Below are 13,966 nucleotides of genomic sequence, written 5' to 3' on the forward strand. Positions count from 1 at the left end.
TGCGCTGACGCGCCTGTGAGCACTAATCGTCGTTATAGCGTCAATTAGTGCTCACGAGCGCGAAGCGCACCTACCGGAGCGGATGCCGCGGGACCGAGCGCAGGTTCGAGCGGGCCAGGGTGATCATCTTCCCGACCCCGCCCGCGAGCACCGTCCGCATCCCCGCCAGCGCGAACCCGCGCACCTGCTCGGCGGTGATGTGCGGCGGGATGGAGAGCGCGTCCGGGTCGGTGCGCACGTCCACCAGCGACGGGCCCCGGTGGGCCAGCGCCTCGCGCAGCGCATCCCGGAGCGCGCCCGGCTCGGAGACGGTGACCGCGTGCAGCCCGGCGGCCGACGCGATCGCCCCGAGGTCGGCCGGCCCGTGGTCGGTCTGGAACGACGGATAGCCCGCGACCATCATCTCGAGCCGGATCATCCCGAGCGCACCGTTGTTGAACGCCACCACGGACAGGTCCAGCGAGTGCTCGGCCGCGGTGAGCAGCTCCCCGAGCAGCATCGTCAGCCCGCCGTCGCCGGACATCGACACCACCTGGCGCCCCGGGAACGCGGTCGCCGCGCCGATCGCGTGGGGGAGCGCGTTGGCCATCGTCCCGTGGCGGAACGAGCCGAGGATGCGGCGCCGCCCGGTGGGGCTGATGTACCGCGCGGCCCAGACGTTGCACATGCCGGTGTCGACGGTGACCACGGCGTCGTCGGCGAGCTCGTCGTCGAGCACGTCCGCGACGTACTCCGGGTGGATCGGCGTCCGCTCGGAGACCTTCGTCGTGTACGCGTCGACCACGTGCTCGAGCGCGTCCGCGTGGTGGCGCAGCATCTCGTCGAGGAAGGCGCGGTCGGTCTTCTCGGTCAGCAGCGGCAGGACGGCGCGCAGGGTCTCGCCGACGTCGCCCTCCACCCCGAGATCGAGCACCGAGCGCCGCCCGAGGTGGCGGCCGTCGCGGTCGACCTGCACGGTGTGGGCCTGCGGGAGGAACCCGTCGTAGGGGAAGTCGGTCCCCAGCAGCACGAGCAGCTCGGCCTCGTGGGACGCCTCGTAGCAGGCGCCGTACCCGAGCAGCCCGCTCATCCCGACGTCGTACGGGTTGTCGTACTGGATCCACTCCTTGCCGCCCAGCGAGTGCCCGACCGGCGCCTTCACCCTCTCCGCCAGCGCGAGCACCTCGTCGCGGGCGTCCCGCGCGCCGGCGCCGACGAACAGCGTCACGGTGCGCGCCCGGTTGAGGTGCTCGGCGAGGGCCTCGACCCGGTCTCGGGCGGGCACGACGACGGACGACGGCGCGACGAGGTCCCCGGTGCCGGTCGGGTGCGCGGCCGGCTCGGCGGACACGTCACCGGGCACGACCATCACCGACACCCCGCCGTCGGCCAGCGCGGTCTGCATCGCGATCCGCTGCAGGCGCGGCAGCTGCGCCGCCGAGGAGATCAGCTCGACCCACGACGAGCACTCGGTGAACAGCGCCGTCGGGTGGGTCTCCTGGAAGTAGGTCGTGCCGATCTGGGTCGACGGGATGTGCGAGGCGATCGCGAGCACCGGGGCGCCGGAGCGGTGCGCGTCGTAGAGCCCGTTGACGAGGTGGGTGTTGCCGGGGCCGCAGCTGCCCGCGCACACCGCGAGCTGCCCGGTCAGCTGGGCCTCGGCCGAGGCGGCCAGCGCGCCGGCCTCCTCGTTGTGCACGTGGATCCAGTCGATCCCGCCGTCCGCCGCCCCGCCCGAGCGCCGGACCGCGTCGACGATCGGGTTGAGGCTGTCGCCCACGAGCCCGTAGATGCGACGGACCCCGGCCTGGATCAGGACCTCGACCAGCTGGTCGGCCACCGTGGATGCCATGGCTCAAGCCTCCGGCATGGATGCCGATTCGTCGTGTCGGCGACCTGATGGGCTCACATCCGCAGCGGCGGCGCCTGCCGGGCGCCTGCGCTCTCGCCGTGCTCGAAGAGCACCGACGCGGGCCGAGAACCAGAACTTCATCAGGTGGATGCCGCTGCGGACGAGCATCCGCTCGAGATCCGGGGTCTCGCGCATGAACTCCATGTACTCGCGGCCCTCGGCGTAGCCCATCACCCGCTCGACGCCGGCGCGGTTGTACCAGCTGCGGTCGAACAGGACGATCTCGCCGGCCGAGGGCAGGTGGACGATGTAGCGCTGGAAGTACCACTGGGTGCGCTCGCGGTCGGTGGGCTTCTCCAGCGCCACGACGCGGGTGCCGCGCGGGTTCAGGTGCTCGGTGAACCGCTTGATCGTCCCGCCCTTGCCCGCGGCGTCGCGGCCCTCGAAGAGCAGCACGATCTTCTGGCCGGTCTCCTTGACCCAGGCCTGCAGCTTGAGCAGCTCGATCTGCAACAGCCGCTTCTGGCGCTCGTACTCCTCACGCGAGAGGCGCTCGTCGTACGGGTAGCCCTCGCGCCAGGTGTCGACCGGCCTGCCGTCGGGGCCGAGCAGCGTCGGGTCGTCGTCCTCGGTGCCGTCCGAGTCCACCGAGAGCTGCTCGAGCGGGGTGCCGGAGAGCAGGTCGGCCGGGTCCGGGCGGGAGGCGGGGAGGTCGTCGGAGGAGGTCACGCCCGCGATCCTGACCGTTCCAGGTGGCGCCGAGGTGAACGAAATCCGTTCCCCGCCACGGCACCGGGCGTTCACCCGACCGGGTCATGCTTGCCGCCATGGCCGAGTTGCTCGCCGGGGACGACCTGCTGTCCCGCGCCGAGGCCGCGCTCGCGGTCGCGCTGCCGGACGCGATCGGGGTCGAGTTCCTCGATCCGACCGATCCGCTCGAGGGCGTGGGCTTCGAGGTGGCCGGGATCGCGGTGACCCCGGCCGCCACCGTCCATGCCTCGGCTCTCGCCGCCGCGATGGAGCTCGCGGGCTATCTCGCGGTGCTGCCGACCCTGACCGACGCCGAGCACGCCGTCACCCACCAGATCTCCACCCAGTACCTGGCGGCGGCGCGGGTGGGGGAACGGGTGCGGGTGTACGCGTCGCTGCTGCGCCGGAGCCGCTCGCTGGCCTTCGTCGCCGTGACGGCCCACCGGGAGGGCATCGACCCCCGCAGCGGCGAGCGCGACCCGGAGATCGCCCACGGCCAGATCACGAAGTCGATCGTCGGGATCTGAGCAGCACCACACCCAGCACCGCCCCGATCGCGGCCGCGAGCAGGTGACCCACCGTCGTGAAGTCCGGGAGCAGCCCGGACCACTCGGCATCGAGCAGCGGCCAGCCCAGGACGAAGATCGCGCCGGGCGCCCACGCCCACCACGGGAGGGTCACGACGACGGCGGCGAGCGCCGCCTGGGCGCCGTAGCTGATCCCGACGTCGACCGCGGTCCGGGTGTCCTCGGCGTACCGGCCCGCCCGCACGGCCGCGAGGATCACCGGCACGGTCAGCAGCGTCGCCCCGACGTGCCCGCCCAGGTAGACGGCGGCCGCCCGCAGCGCCCCGTACCGCGCCTCCAGCCACCACAGCGCGCCCACCACGCCGAGCCAGAATGTGATCACCGTGCCGGGGTCGAGGAGGTCGCCGTTGACGATCAGCGCGCTCGCGGCGAGCGCCCCGACCGGGTGGGTGCCGAGGTTGACGAGGTTGGTGCTGGCCCAGGCCACGAACGCGTCCGCCCGGTCCGAGTCGACCATCCACGCGTGGATCCCGAGCAGGACGACGACGTAGCCGATCGTCCACCGGCCCCGCGCGGCCCAGAACGCGACCGTCGCGCCCACGCGCCGGGGGGATCCGATCACCCCACCAGCGTGCCGTGCCGGTGTGGCGCGGGTGTCAGCGCACCGCGCCGTCGTCGTGCCGTCTGGTCCTCGTGCCGCCGATCGGCAGCGGGCCGGACCAGCCGAACTGCTCGGTGTTGACCCGCTCGGCCGGGATGCCGAGCTGCTCGATCGCCGCGAGCGAGCCGGCGAGCAGCGAGGGCGAGCCGCAGACGAAGTAGTCGAGCCGGTCGCGCAGCGGCTCGGGCGGGAGGACGCCGTCGAGCAGCGCCGCGTCGACCCGCCGACCCGCGGTCCGGGTGACGCGCAGGTCGAGGCGGCGGGCCAGGGAGGTCAGCTCGGGCTCGAACAGCGGTTCGTCCGGGCGCTGCGCGACGACGAGGTGGTGGGTGCGGCGGTCGTCGTGGTCGGCGAGGGTGCGCAGCATCGACATCATCGGCGTGATCCCGACCCCGCCCGCGACCAGCACCAGCCCGGGCGCCTCCTGCTCCGAGGTGAACGCGCCGTGCGGCCCGTCGAGCCACACCCGCTCGCCGGTCGGGAGCGCCGCGAGCGTCGTCGAGAAGTCGCCGCTGCCCCGGATCGTCAGCTCCAGGCGGCCGGTCACCCGCGCCGAGGAGGCGATCGTGAAGGGGTGTTCCTCGGCGCCGAGCACCGAGCGGCGCAGCCGCAGCCACACGAACTGGCCGGGGTGGAAGCGCAGCCCGCGGTGCATGTGGACCGGGGCGAGCACGAGGGTCGCCGTCGACGGTCCCTCGTGGCGCACGCCGTAGACCACGTACGCGCCGTGCGGGGAGAACAGCGGCCGCCACACCCAGCGCAGGAACAGCACCGCGAGGAAGGCCAGCGTCAGCGCGGAGAGCACGACGCGCAGCACCGGATCCGAGATCAGGTGCCCGAGCCAGAGGACGTGCAGCGCCGCGAGCACGATCGCCGCGGCGGCGAGCAGCACGTGGATGCGCGCCCACACCTCGTAGCGGCGCCCCGAGCGGCGACCCCACGCCGCGACCAGCCCGACCCCGACCATCGCCGTCGTCGCCAGCCAGCCCCACTGGATCGACAGCGACGCGGCGAGCGGGTTCAGCAGTGTCGGGGAGCGGACGACGGCGAGGGCCAGGTGGGTCAGCGCCGCGCCGATCGCGAGCATCCCCAGCCAGCGGTGGGCGCCGATGATGCGGTCGATCCCGAACGCGGCGGTCAGCCCACGCAGTCGCGACGGCGCGACCACCGACACCGCCATCGCGACGAGGGCCACCACGCCGACGGCGACGAGGATCGTCGAGAGCGCCTTCCCCTCGCCGGTCCGCCAGACGGTGAGGGCCACCGGCCCCGCGAGGACGAGCGCCGTGAGCGCGGTCCAGATGGTCCGTCGTGTCGCCTGCTGCACGCCTCGGGACGCTAGGGATCCGAAACCGGATGATCGCCCGAATCTGAGAGCGCAGTGGATCACCGCACGACCAGCGGGCGATCACGCGCGGTGGCTCGCGGGCGGTTGCGCCGTTCGGCCGGGTCGGTGGGTCCGGCTGCCGGGGCGACCGCTCACGTCCGCGACGAGCGGTCAGCCGAGCGTGGTCCGGAGCCGGTAGGTGCGGGTGACCTGCTTGGCGCTGTCGTTGTCGTCGCTGACGAGCAGCAGGTCGAGCGCCCCGCCGGGCTCGCGGCCGGTGATCGTCATGCCCTCGATGTTGTCGAGCAGCGGATTGCGCTGGGTCTGCTTCGCGGTCGCGCCGAGGGTGGGGCAGGCGCCGAGGTCGGCGAGGACCGTGGACCGGACCTGGCCGGTGGTGGTCGCCGTGAGCGTGGGGACCGCGGACACGTCGGTGGCGCCGGCCGGGTCGAGCAGCACCAGGTGCACGGTGTTGCCGACCGCCTTGTCGTAGCCCCGCTCCAGCGCCAGCAGGCGTCCGTCGCCGGTGGCGGTGAGCTCGGAGATCCCGAGGCCCGCAGGCAGCGGCACGGCGTACTGCGCGGCCGGGGCGAACGCCGGCGACGTCGGGTCGGGGCGGGTCCAGGTGACGAGGCGGGTGAGGCCCGGGTCGTCGCCGGTCAGCGGCTCCTCCAGCGAGGCGACGAGCGTGCGGCCGTCGGGGGAGAGGGCCAGCCCCTCGAAGCTCGCGTTGTCCTTCGCGCGGCTCGCGACGTCGGGCGGGATCGGCAGCGAGCCCAGGAGGTGCCCGTCGCGGTCGATCCGCAGGACCTGCGGTCCGGTCTCGTCGCCGACGAGCACCGTGCCGTCGCGGTCGAGCGCCAGGGACTCGGAGTCCAACTCCTTTCCGGTCGGGTCGGCGAGGGCGACGGCGTCGGTGGCTCCGGTGGCCGCCGCGTCGAGGGTGAACAGGACCGAGCGGTCGGACAGGGCGAGCACCGCGCCGTCGGGCAGGGCGGCGAGCGCCGACAGGTTCCCGACGACCTGTGGGGTCGGGGTCCGGCCCGCGAACCGCTGCCCCTCCAGGGCGTCCGACCAGCCGGAGATCGCGGTGCTCGGCGAGCACGGCTGCGGGCTCGGCGCGGTGGCGTCGGTCGGTCCGGACGGCGGGGCCGGGGTGTCGCCGCAGCCGGCGGTCAGCGCGAGGAGCAGCAGGGCCGCGAGGGCGGATCGGCGCACGGGCGGGGATGGTGCCCGGAGTCGGTGGACGGACGGTGAACGCCGACCGGCGCGCCGCCCGGGATGTCCGGAATCGTGTCCCCGATACCGGTGCCATCGTGCTCCCGGATGCGTGAGCGGCGGCGTGCGCGGGCACGGACGGACCATGCTGATCGACTCGATGCACCAGCTCGCCGGCACCGACCCGGTCCTCGCCGCGGGCATCCTGGCCAAGATCGGAAAGGCGATCTTCGCGGTGTTCGCCGGGGTGTTCATCATCGGCGCGCTCGTCGGGGTGCTCATCGGCTTCTTCGTGGGCCGCACCGTGGGGCGCAAGCAGAGCCAGCACCACGAGGGTGCGGGTAGCGACGCCGAGCAGCTCACCGGGTAGGTGCGCTGCGCGCTCGTGAGCACAAATTGACGCTGGGACGTCAATTTGTGCTCACGTGGCCGCAGGCCACCTCGCGATCTTCGCCGGGTTCAGCACCGACGAGAGCAGCGTCAGCTCGCCGGTGTCCGCGTCGAACTCCGGCGCCATGACGACGATCACCCGCTCCGCGTCGCGCACCACGACCCCGACGCCCCCGTTGACCTCCTCGATCCCGACCGTCACCGCGGTCGCCCCGCGCGCCAGCCCCGCCGAGAACCGCGCCACGCGGGTCCGGCCCTCCACCGGCCGTCGGGCCGCACTGGCCACGCCCCCGCCGTCGGACAGCGCGACCGCGTCGTCGGCCAGCAACTGCTCGAGCGCCGCGAGATCCTCACCGCCCGCCGCCCGGAGGAACCCGGCGGTGAGCTGGGCGGCCCGCTCCGGGTCGGCCTCGAAGCGGCGCCGGCCCGTGCCCACCCGCTCGCGTGCCCGGTGCAGGTGCTGGCGCACGGTCGCCTCCGGGAGATCGAGCAGCCCGGCCACGTCCGCGTGCGGATACCCGAAGCCCTCGTGGAGGACGAAGACCGCGCGCTCGGCGGGGGAGAGGCGCTCGAGCAGCCGCAGCATGCCGATCGAGAGCGTCTCCCGTTCCGTCGCGGTGTCCGACGGGCCGAGGTCCACTCCGCCCGGCCCGGTCGGTACCGGCTCGGGCAGCCACGGCCCGACGTAGTCGGTGCGGCCGTCCCGCAGCGTCGTCAGCCGGGTCCGGCACAGGTTCACGACGACGCGGGTCAGCCAGGCCTCCGGGTCGAGCACCTCCTGGTCGTGGCGCGACCACCGCAGCCACGCGTCCTGCACCGCGTCCTGCGCCTCGTGGAGCTCGCCGAGCATCCGGTAGGCGAGCCCGGTCAGCCGGGGTCGGTTGGCCTCGAAGCGTTCGGTCGCGGCGTCGAGGGCGCGCGGGTGGGTCACGCGCTCGTCGGGATCCGTGGGTGGGTCTGCACCCGCAGCGCGTTCACGCAGATCGCCTCCTTCACCCTGGCCGCGACGCGTCCCGTGAGCACCAGGTCGCGCGGACGGTCGTCGGCGTGCACGAGCTGGACCAGCCCGTCCCGACGACCCAGGCTGACGCACCGGATCGCGTAGCGGAACCGCCACGGCCGCGGCTCGCGCCCGGCCAGCAGCGCGGCGACGGTGCGGGCCCCGTGCTGCGCGGCGGGCATGGCGGTCGCGCAGGCCATCCGCACGACGTCCCCGCTCGTCGCGACGGCGGCCGCGCCATCCCCGATCGCGACGACGTCCGGGTGCGACGCCGAGCGCAGCGTCTCCTCGACGAGGATCCGGCCCCGCGGATCGACGGCCAGCCCGGCGCGGGCAGCGAGGTCGGTGACGGCGAAGCCCGCCGTCCACACGACGACGTCCGCCCGCTCCTCCGTCCCGTCCGCGAGGGTGAGCCCGTCCGGGTGGACCGCGGTGACGGAGGCGTGCTCGAGCAGCCGCAGCCCGAGCCGCGCGCAGACCCGCCGCACGTGCGCGGCGCCCCGGCCCGAGAGATCCGCACCGAGGGCACCGTCGGTGACCAGCGTCGTCGTGAGCCGCGGGAAGGTCTCGGCGATCTCGGTCGCGGTCTCCAGTCCGGTCAGCCCGCCCCCGACGACGGCGACCCGGCGGCACGTCCCGTCGTGCAGCCGCTCGGCCAGCCGGGTCGCTCCGGCCGGCGTCGAGACGTCGTGCGCGTGCTCCGGGACCGCGGTGTGGCTGCCGAGGGCGTAGACGAGGACGTCGTAGTCGAGCGCCTCACCGTCGCGCAGCGTGACGCGGTGGGCGGCGAGGTCGAGGCCGGTGACCCGGTCGTCGACGAAGCGCACCCCGGTGCCGTCGAGCAGGTCGGTGAAGCGCGGGGTGTCGACCGGCTGACCGCTCGCGAGCTGGTGCAGGCGCACCCGCTGGACGAAGCGGTCGCCGTCGTTGACGAGCGTGACCGTCGCGTCCGTGCGCCGGGCGAGGGACTGCGCGGCGAGCTGCCCGCCGTAGCCCCCGCCGAGCACCACCACGCGGGCCCGTTCGCGCCCGCCGTTCTCGCGTGTCGTGCCCGCAACCTCCGTCGCCGTCATGGCCCTGCCTCCTCCTCGCGCGGTTCGTCACGGGAGAAGACCGGCGCGCGACGCCCGGCGTGACAGTCCCGGGGGTGACGTGCGGCACATCACCGGAGGGCCTCGATGACGGGGGCCGCCGCGGTGCGCACGTACTCGTCCGCGTCGACGGGGTGGACGCGGTCCATGCCGAGACGGCGTTGGAGGAGCACGAAAGCCACCAGGCTGCCCATGTAGGAGCGGGCGAGCAGGTAGCCGCGATCCGGGTGGGCGGGGTCGAGTCGCCCGCCGAGCCCGATCGCGGCGCGGTCGACGAACTCGACGAAGCGGGTGTCGTCGCCGAGGACGTGCTGCTGGCTGATCAGCAGGGTGAGCAGGTCCAGCTGCTCCTCGCACGCGGCGACGAACGCGCGGCCGATGCGGAGCACCAGGTCCTCGGGGCCGCTGGGCGCGCCGGGGTCGAGCTCGGAGAACCGGGCGACGCCGTCGTCGACGATCGCCCGCAGCAGTGCCTCCTTGCCGGGGAAGTGCCGGTAGATCAGCGCATCGCTGACTCCGGCCGCCGCGGCGATCTCGCGGGTGGTCGTGGCGTCGTAGCCGCGCTGCGCGAACAGCCGGCGGGCGGCGGCGACGATCTGCGGGCGTCGTTGCTGTGCGGGGAGTCGGGTCATCGCCGCCCGAAGACCACCGATCTCGTCCAGAGGCCGCCGCCGGCGTTCGCCAGACCGAGGGGGACCCACTGCAGTGCGTCGTGCGGGCCGAAGCCCGTCGGGTGGGTCACCGCCCAGACGACCGCGACCACCGTCATGACCTTGATGCCGACCGCGAGCACGGTGAGCGTCCGGCGCCCGGCCGTGTCGTGGCTCGAGCCCAGCGCTGCGACCGCGCCGAGGACCACGGCCACCAGCGCGAGGTGGACGGCCGTGACGAGGACCTGGCCCGTGGCGCCGGAGCCGGTCCACTCGAAGGTGCCGCCGATCCAGCCCAGGCCGGCCGCCATGAGCACGGCAGGGACGAGCGAGCGGGGCGGCGCGGTCGGTCGTGCCTGGATCGCGGCGGTCACCGGGCCAGTATGTGAGCGGGCGCCCACAAAGCCCAGTCCTTTCTGAGCGAAGGGCCCCTTCGGTCGAATAGATCGGCGAGGGGCGCCCGCCGCCAGAACAGGGACCGGCCGGAGCTGATGAGCGAAGGGCGCCGTCGTGCGGCTACATCGAGCGAAGGTGCCCTTCGGTCAGGACGGGCCGACGACGGCGTCGCGATGCAGGTAGCGGTCCGCGATGATCGTGAGCAGGCGGCGGGCCGAGGACGGCGACTCGACGACGCCGGGCGGCACCGCGCCGTGGGTCTGCCGGTAGGCGCGCCCGGCGAGGTCCTCGAGGAGCTCCCCGACCGGCCCCTCGCCGCGCAGGGCCAGCCCGGTCGTCCGCTGCAGCCGCGCCGTCCCCGTCGCCCCGTACGCCCGCTCGGCGTACTCCGGGTAGACCCCCGCGAGGAACAGCGCACCGTCCCCGATCCGCCGCCAGATCCCGGCGCGCTCCTCCGGGGGCACGTCCGCGACGAGCTCGGCGAGGCGGGGCAGGTCGAGCTCGTCCCAGCGGCGCCGGTGCCAGCCGCGGTCGTCGCGCCGCCACACCACGCCGGAAGCGAGCCGGGCGTAGGAGGCCAGGAGCTCGGCGAGGAAGAGCCGGTGGGCCGGGTCGGCGGCGAACGCGGCGATGACCGGGCCGTCGAGGATCGGGATGCGTGACCGCGGGGCGGTCCGGTCGAGGACCGAGGTGTGCCCGACCAGCGACGCGCTCGCCCGGTGTGCCGCCGCGGCGAACACCAGGAAGGGCGAGACGTACCGGAAGCGCTCGCCCTCGTCGCGCGTGGCGGTGAGCACCGCGTCGGCGACGGCGGGCCGGTCGAGGAGGTCGAGGATGAGCTCCGGGCGGCGTCGCAGGGCGTCGACCTGGTCGGGGCGGTCGCCGGTCAGGGCCAGGAGGTCGCGGTCGGTGAGGTGCTCGCCGTAGCGGCGGGCCACCGCGTCGCGCGAGGTGTCCATCGCCCCATGCTGCCCGCCGACGGCCGTCGTCGGGAGCGCCGCGACATCGGTTGCGGGCCACGTGATGGTTTCCGATGCGAACACCCGAGGGAATGACTCCTCGCCCGAGCGGAGGGTCGCACGACGCCGTGCGGCCGAGGAGGGAGAGGCCGGGATGGACCACGTGCGCTGGCTGGAGACGCTCTCGTCGCAGGACACGGACGCCGTCGGGGGAAAGAACTCCTCCCTCGGCGAGATGATCCAGAACCTGGACCGGGCGGGGGTACGCGTGCCGGGCGGGTTCGCGACGACGTCGGAGGCCTACCGCGAGTTCCTGGCGGCCAACGGGCTCGACGACCGCATCCGCGAGCTGCTCGACGGCCTCGACGCGAACGGCGACGAACTCGCCCGGGTCGGTGCCGCGATCCGCGACGAGTTCGCGAAGGCGGAGTTCCCGGAGGACACCGCGGAAGCGATCCGCCAGGCCTACGCCGAGCTCTCGCGGCGCTACGACACGGACGAGGTCGACGTCGCCGTCCGCTCCAGCGCCACCGCCGAGGACCTGCCGGACGCGAGCTTCGCCGGTCAGCAGGACACCTACCTCAACATCACCGGCGCCGACGACCTGCTCCGGGCCTGCAAGGACTGCTACGCCTCGGTGTTCACCGACCGCGCGATCAGCTACCGCACCGAGCAGGGCTTCGACCACCTGGAACTGGCGCTCTCGGTGGGCGTGCAGAAGATGGTCCGGTCCGACTCGGGCAGCGCCGGCGTCATGTTCACCCTCGACTCCGACACCGGCTTCCCCGACACGATCGTCATCAACGCCGCGTGGGGGCTCGGGGAGAACGTCGTCGGCGGCGAGGTGACGCCCGACCAGTACACGGTCTACAAGCCGTTCCTCGAGAACTCCGCGCTCGTGCCGATCCTCGAGAAGACGGTCGGGGCGAAGGAGAAGAAGCTGCGGTACGCCGCTGATCCGGACGCGGCGGGCGACACGACGGAGAACGCCGACACCACCGCCGACGAGCGGGCGGCCCTCGTCCTCGGCGACGACGAGATCCTGCAGCTGGCCCGCTGGGGCGCGACGATCGAGGCGCACTACGACCGCCCGATGGACGTCGAGTGGGCGCGCGACGGCCGCACCGGCGAGCTCTTCGTGGTGCAGGCGCGACCCGAGACGGTGCAGTCGAACGCGGGGGCCGGGACGCTGCAGACCTACACGCTCGAGCAGAGCGGCGAGGTCGTGGTCGAGGGCCTCGCGATCGGGCAGGCCGTCGCGGCGGGCGCGGTGCAGCGGATCGCGTCGGCCGACGACATCGAGGAGTTCGTCGAGGGCCGCGTCCTCGTCACGGAGATGACCGACCCGGACTGGGTGCCGATCATGCGCAAGGCCGCGGCGATCGTCACCGACCGCGGCGGGCGGACCTCGCACGCGGCGATCGTGTCCCGCGAGCTCGGCGTGCCGGCCATCGTCGGGACCCAGGACGCGACGTCCGTGCTCGACGACGGGCGCGAGGTCACCATCTCCTGCGTCGAGGGCGACGAGGGCTACGTCTACGACGGGATCCTGGAGTACTCGGTCGAGGACCTGGACCTCGACGGCGTCCCCGAGACGCGGACCCGGGTGATGATGAACATCGGGAACCCGGCGTCGGCGATGCAGTGGTGGCGGTTGCCCGCGCACGGGATCGGGCTGGCCCGCGTCGAGTACCTCGTCAACAACGTGATCAAGGCGCATCCGCTCGCGCTCCTGCACCCGGAGCAGGTCCCCGACGACGACCGCGCGCAGATCGAGGAGCTCACCGCCGGGTACGACGACGGCGCCGAGTACTTCGTCGACCACCTCGCCCGCGGGATCGGGGTGATCGCGGCCTCGCAGTACCCGGACCCGGTCGTCGTACGGCTCTCGGACTTCAAGACGAACGAGTACGCGGGCCTCGTCGGCGGGACGACGTTCGAGCCCGACGAGGAGAACCCGATGCTCGGGTGGCGCGGGGCGTCGCGGTACTACAGCGAGGACTACGCCGAGGCCTTCGCGCTCGAGTGCCGGGCGCTCTCGCGGGTGCGGACGACGATGGGGTTCGGCAACGTCGTCGTCATGGTCCCGTTCTGCCGCACCCCCGAGGAGGCCGACCGGGTCCTCGAGGTGATGGCCGCGAACGGGCTGGAGCGGGGCCGGGACGAGCTGCAGGTGTACGTGATGGCCGAGATCCCGTCGAACATCCTGCAGGCCGACGAGTTCTGCGACCGCTTCGACGGCTTCTCGATCGGGTCGAACGACCTCACCCAGCTGACGCTCGGGATCGGGCGCGACGACGACCGGCTGACGCACCTGTTCGACGAGCGGAACCCGTCGGTCAAGAAGATGATCTCGATGCTCATCGAGGCCGCGCACGCCCGGGACCGCTACGTCGGCATCTGCGGGCAGGGTCCGAGCGATCATCCCGAACTGGCGGAGTTCCTGGTCGAGCAGGGGATCGACTCGATCTCGCTGAACCCGGACAGCGTGCTCACGGTGATCGAGCGGGTCGCGGAGGCGGAGAAGCGGACCGGCGGAAGTAGCGGGTGACCGGGAGCGCGGCGAACCCGGCGCGCTCGTAGACCCGCCGGGCCGGCGCGTGACCGGGATCGCCGCCGGTCTCGACCATGGCCACCGCCACGCCCTGTTCGGCGATCCAGGCGAGCGCGGTCGTCGTCAGGGCCCCGCCGATGCCACGGCGCTGCGCGGACGGGTCGACGGCGAGCATGACGATCTCGCCGTACGCCTCGCGCACCGTCGCGGCCGCGAACCCGATCACCATCCCGTCGAGCACCGCGCTCCACACCGTCGTGGCGGGATCGTCGAGCACGCCCTCGACCGCGCGGCGCTGGGAGTCCCGCCAGTCGGGGTGCAGCACGTCGAACACCCCGGACGGGCCGAGGACCCCGCGCAGCGACTCGAACACCGGCTCCCACGCCCGGAGCGACAGCTCGAGCACCGCCTGACGGTCGGCCTCGTCGTACCGGCGCAGCTCCACGTGCCCACGCTCGCCGTCGGGACCCGTCGTCACCACCGAATTCCGATGGCCGCCCCGGCCCCGCCGCGCCGTTGATCATCAGCAAACTCGCCTCGGCGGACCATGCCGTCATGATCACCGGGACCGCATGGTCCTCCCGTCGGCCGGGCGAGAACCATGGAGTCCTG

The 13,966-nt window shown here is 73.6% G+C and carries 13 protein-coding genes and 1 pseudogene; 3 read left to right on the forward strand and 11 right to left on the reverse strand.

What is annotated here, in order from left to right; all coding sequences use genetic code 11:
- Positions 1 to 70 precede the first annotated feature (70 nt).
- A complete protein-coding gene (locus LQ327_RS20065) occupies positions 71 to 1,831 on the reverse strand; it encodes a pyruvate dehydrogenase (protein ID WP_230736978.1) in 1,761 nt (586 codons plus the stop codon).
- A gap of 96 nt (positions 1,832 to 1,927) precedes the next feature.
- Positions 1,928 to 2,512 (reverse strand): annotated as a pseudogene (locus tag LQ327_RS20070) (polyphosphate kinase 2 family protein); the annotation flags it as partial.
- A gap of 146 nt (positions 2,513 to 2,658) precedes the next feature.
- Between LQ327_RS20070 and LQ327_RS20075 the strand changes: the two are divergent.
- Positions 2,659 to 3,108 carry a PaaI family thioesterase gene (locus tag LQ327_RS20075; RefSeq protein WP_230736980.1) on the forward strand — a complete coding sequence of 150 codons (450 nt, stop codon included), beginning with the start codon at positions 2,659 to 2,661 and terminating at the stop codon, positions 3,106 to 3,108.
- Here the strand turns inward: LQ327_RS20075 and LQ327_RS20080 are convergent.
- The 3 genes from LQ327_RS20080 to LQ327_RS20090 all read right to left on the reverse strand — a co-directional run bounded on the left by LQ327_RS20080 (position 3,083) and on the right by LQ327_RS20090 (position 6,314).
- Positions 3,083 to 3,730, reverse strand: coding sequence for a rhomboid-like protein (locus tag LQ327_RS20080; RefSeq protein WP_230736982.1), 648 nt, complete (start codon positions 3,728 to 3,730; stop codon positions 3,083 to 3,085). The two genes, LQ327_RS20075 and LQ327_RS20080, sit on opposite strands and share 26 nt — an antisense overlap.
- Before the next feature lie 34 nt (positions 3,731 to 3,764).
- Positions 3,765 to 5,096: a ferredoxin reductase family protein gene (locus tag LQ327_RS20085; RefSeq protein WP_230736984.1), complete on the reverse strand. Its 1,332-nt coding sequence runs from the start codon at positions 5,094 to 5,096 to the stop codon at positions 3,765 to 3,767.
- Positions 5,097 to 5,267: 171 nt separating this feature from the next.
- Positions 5,268 to 6,314 (reverse strand): esterase-like activity of phytase family protein, encoded by a 1,047-nt coding sequence (locus LQ327_RS20090; RefSeq protein WP_230736986.1) that lies wholly within the window; start codon positions 6,312 to 6,314, stop codon positions 5,268 to 5,270.
- A gap of 145 nt (positions 6,315 to 6,459) precedes the next feature.
- Here LQ327_RS20090 and LQ327_RS20095 point away from each other — a divergent pair, with 145 nt between their 5' ends.
- Positions 6,460 to 6,684 (forward strand): hypothetical protein, encoded by a 225-nt coding sequence (locus LQ327_RS20095; RefSeq protein WP_230736988.1) that lies wholly within the window; start codon positions 6,460 to 6,462, stop codon positions 6,682 to 6,684.
- 51 nt (positions 6,685 to 6,735) lie between these two features.
- On the opposite strand, the gene LQ327_RS20100 is transcribed toward LQ327_RS20095, so the two are convergent.
- The 5 genes from LQ327_RS20100 to LQ327_RS20120 form a co-directional block, all read right to left on the reverse strand.
- The gene (locus LQ327_RS20100; protein ID WP_230736990.1) at positions 6,736 to 7,635 is read right to left on the reverse strand and encodes a sigma-70 family RNA polymerase sigma factor; all 900 of its coding nucleotides are present in this window, start codon (positions 7,633 to 7,635) and stop codon (positions 6,736 to 6,738) included.
- On the reverse strand, positions 7,632 to 8,777 hold the full coding sequence (locus LQ327_RS20105) for an NAD(P)/FAD-dependent oxidoreductase (RefSeq protein WP_230736992.1): 1,146 nt from the start codon (positions 8,775 to 8,777) through the stop codon (positions 7,632 to 7,634). The genes LQ327_RS20100 and LQ327_RS20105 overlap by 4 nt, the downstream gene beginning before the upstream one ends.
- A gap of 89 nt (positions 8,778 to 8,866) precedes the next feature.
- Positions 8,867 to 9,427 carry a TetR/AcrR family transcriptional regulator gene (locus LQ327_RS34875; RefSeq protein WP_308286348.1) on the reverse strand — a complete coding sequence of 187 codons (561 nt, stop codon included), beginning with the start codon at positions 9,425 to 9,427 and terminating at the stop codon, positions 8,867 to 8,869.
- Positions 9,424 to 9,819: a hypothetical protein gene (locus LQ327_RS20115; RefSeq protein ID WP_230736994.1), complete on the reverse strand. Its 396-nt coding sequence runs from the start codon at positions 9,817 to 9,819 to the stop codon at positions 9,424 to 9,426. Before LQ327_RS20115 ends, LQ327_RS34875 begins: the two co-directional genes overlap by 4 nt.
- Before the next feature lie 168 nt (positions 9,820 to 9,987).
- The gene (locus LQ327_RS20120) at positions 9,988 to 10,800 is read right to left on the reverse strand and encodes a hypothetical protein (protein ID WP_230736996.1); all 813 of its coding nucleotides are present in this window, start codon (positions 10,798 to 10,800) and stop codon (positions 9,988 to 9,990) included.
- A 154-nt stretch (positions 10,801 to 10,954) separates the two neighbouring features.
- On the opposite strand from LQ327_RS20120, the gene ppsA reads away from it, so the two are divergent.
- Entirely contained in the window at positions 10,955 to 13,351 is a 2,397-nt protein-coding gene (ppsA, locus tag LQ327_RS20125) for a phosphoenolpyruvate synthase (protein ID WP_230736999.1), read from the forward strand.
- On the opposite strand, the gene LQ327_RS20130 is transcribed toward ppsA, so the two are convergent.
- Entirely contained in the window at positions 13,293 to 13,832 is a 540-nt protein-coding gene (locus LQ327_RS20130) for a GNAT family N-acetyltransferase (protein WP_230737001.1), read from the reverse strand. The genes ppsA and LQ327_RS20130 overlap by 59 nt on opposite strands.
- Positions 13,833 to 13,966 lie beyond the last annotated feature (134 nt).

This window comes from Actinomycetospora endophytica (assembly GCF_021026375.1).
Classification (GTDB): Bacteria; Actinomycetota; Actinomycetes; order Mycobacteriales; family Pseudonocardiaceae; genus Actinomycetospora; species Actinomycetospora endophytica.